The organism is Mesorhizobium sp. M0037 (assembly GCF_040323635.1).
Lineage (GTDB): Bacteria > Pseudomonadota > Alphaproteobacteria > Rhizobiales > Rhizobiaceae > Mesorhizobium.
The window spans coordinates 1-2,505 of the sequence record NZ_JAMYVB010000045.1 but is presented as its reverse complement, the minus strand read 5'-3'; the positions used below and the strand labels follow the sequence as shown (position 1 = coordinate 2,505).

1 protein-coding gene and 2 pseudogenes are annotated in these 2,505 nt (G+C 57.9%); 1 reads left to right on the top strand and 2 read right to left on the bottom strand.

All coding sequences use genetic code 11. The features are described from left to right. Nucleotides 1–255 (top strand): annotated as a pseudogene (locus NKJ78_RS30880) (hypothetical protein); the annotation flags it as partial. Nucleotides 256–298: 43 nt separating this feature from the next. Here NKJ78_RS30880 and NKJ78_RS30675 read toward each other — a convergent pair. Together NKJ78_RS30675 and NKJ78_RS30670 are read right to left on the bottom strand one after the other, a co-directional pair. After that, complete coding sequence (locus NKJ78_RS30675; protein ID WP_352562812.1) at nt 299–1,525, bottom strand: ATP-grasp domain-containing protein; 1,227 nt, start codon at nt 1,523–1,525, stop codon at nt 299–301. A 419-nt stretch (nt 1,526–1,944) separates the two neighbouring features. Continuing rightward, nucleotides 1,945–2,398, bottom strand: a pseudogene (locus NKJ78_RS30670) (transposase family protein); the annotation flags it as partial. Nucleotides 2,399–2,505 lie beyond the last annotated feature (107 nt).

Here is a 2,505-nt window from a genome sequence, read left to right as displayed (position 1 = left end):
GCCGTGGCGCGCTGATCAGCCCGGCCCATGCCGGAGAGCACGGCGACTAATGCCGCCAGCTACACCACGCCGCGGGACACGATCTCGCTGCGAATGGGCCTATGCCATTGCCGATCCCACTGCTTCAGATCACCGCGCCGCAGAGTTGCCGGTCTGGCTGCACCGCTACAGTTGGCACCCTCCCCACGGGAGCTTAAAATCCAAAACAGCTATTAGTGCCTCGCCCTAACCTTGGACAACATGTTGAAGCTCTACAGCTACCGCCACCATGATTGGGGAGAAGGGCGGCAGATTGTTCCTATTCGCCAAGAGTCGGAAATGGTGTGATCGACCAATCAATTAAGTCGACGGCATGCTGAAGTGTCGCCCCGGTCCGAGCGCGGCTTGGTGAATTGGCGATGACATGTCCGATGCAGTCTCGAGAGTCGCCTTTCCTGCAGATCGGCGTTTTGGGGTCGACATAAAATTTGACGTCAGCGATGCCTGACATAGCAGCGGCTTGCCTGTCCCCCTTGACCCAATCCAGGGTGCCATCGCCTTCAGGAACCAGGAACCGCACGGCCGCCGTATGCGACTGCCATCTACGCAAATCCAATTCCTCCCCGATTACAACTTTCATGTGTTCGGCAACGAGATCGACCCCGTAAGCCAGGCGAACCAGTTGAGGAACGGCCCACCCCCCAAGTCGCGGATTGACCTCAATAACCACCGGCCCACGCTCGGCCCATCGGAGTTCAATGTCCGTTGGTCCCCAGTCAAGATCGAGAGCTCGCAAGCAGCACAGCGAAACCTCGGCGATACGCTCGCACTCTTCGTTGGTCAGCGGGGCCGGAACTGTCCACTCACGATAGACGAAATGCGGAGGAGGGCCAAAGTCCATGGTGCCAATCGCAATGAGCTCATTTCCCATTGTCTCAGCCATGTACTGGGGACCATGTATGAATTCTTCGATTAGCATCCTCGGTGAAGACCGCCACACGTGCTTTTCGCCCAATAGATAGGCCGTATGTTGGGCCAATTCGTCGAGCGTGCGGCACAGTCGAACCCCGCTGCTGCCGCCGCTGTCGACGGCTGGCTTGACAATTGCCGGCAGGCCAATCTCCGCGGCAGAAGTTTCTACCTCCTTCGCGTTTGTTGCCACGCGGTAAGCAGGTATCGCGACGCCAGCCTCCGCGAGAAGCTGGCGTTGAGTGAATTTGTCGCAGCATCGTTCAATCGATGTAGGGTTCGGTCCCGGTAGGTCGAAATGCCTACAAAGCTTGCCAACTGTCGCGCAGGCTAACTCGCTGGGAGATGTAATGCCTGCAAGACCGTGGATTGCAAGCAGCCGGGAACATTCGTGAATCAGCGCATCCACGTTGCGTGTATCGACCCGGATGGCTTCACTCTCTTCAGCTCCAAGATAGCCGAACTGGGAAGGATCAGCCGATAGGATAATTGGATGAAGACCCATACGTTGGGCCGCTTGAGCGTAGTGCCGGGTATTGCTTGCACCTTCAATCATGATGAGTGCTCTTCTTGCCATTGTTGTTAACTCCAATGCTGCGCGCCCGCGGCGGTCCCTGCGGAATCGAGATAGCTTCTTGGCCACGCCAGTTGTACCATCGCCAGGGATTTCGGTTGCAAAGATCCTGTGAAGTTATTTTGACGGATCTGTTGCATTCGATTTGAGCGTTGCTGTCCGCGCATCAGCCAGCAGTAATTGGCAGGATGTCGCCGGGACGACATCGCTTCCGCGCGCCGCTCTGTCCCGCTCCTTACCGGCCAGCTTAAAGCAGAGCTGGATGAAACACGAATAGCCGCACCGGAGGCATAAAGGACAGGGTTGCAGCGGGTTGCCTGTCCCGTGTGGGGGTGGGGACTTTCTAAACCTGCTTCGGCACGCCGCAATGCTCTGCCGTTCTAAGGGGCAGGTGCGCCCGAAGGTGCTCCATGGCCGTGCGACAGGAATCGGCTGCGATTCATCTTGGTGGTCCGCTTAAAATTCAACTTGGACGTGTCCCCATCGATGGCCACGAAGAATAGAGCTTGGTTCCGCGGTCTGCGGGTCGGCAATGTCGACGTGGAAGTAGCCGATCGGGGAGCTCTTGAATTTCCTCTTCGCCGGTTTGTCGCCCTCGACATCCGGGAGCCGGCCGATGCCATGGCGTTGCAGGCAGCGATGCAATGAAGACCGTATCACGTGCGGGATGATCGCCTGAAGCGCATAGAGGCAGTCGTCGAGCGGCAGCAGCGTGTAGCGCCGGAAAGCGATCCCGTAGCGCTTGGCCAGCGTCCTCAGGCTATGCTGTATCGCTCGACGGACCGCCTCTGTCGTTGTGGCGTTCCCATGCAGAACTTTGGCCCATAGCGCATCTTTTGATTCGGAAGGTAAGGACCCCCCAACAAAGTCTGGGATCAAACACCTAGGCTGGATTTCGGGTTGTGTGCGTCAAGTTCTGCAAAATGGGGCGGCCATGATGCTGGTCATGCGGCTTGGCGCAGAGCGAGCTTCTTGTGCTCGCG

Bases quoted from the DNA above. Each gene is read 5' to 3' on its own strand.
- NKJ78_RS30675 (WP_352562812.1), bottom strand. From the start codon at position 1,525: ATGGCAAGAAGAGCACTCATCATGATTGAAGGTGCAAGCAATACCCGG.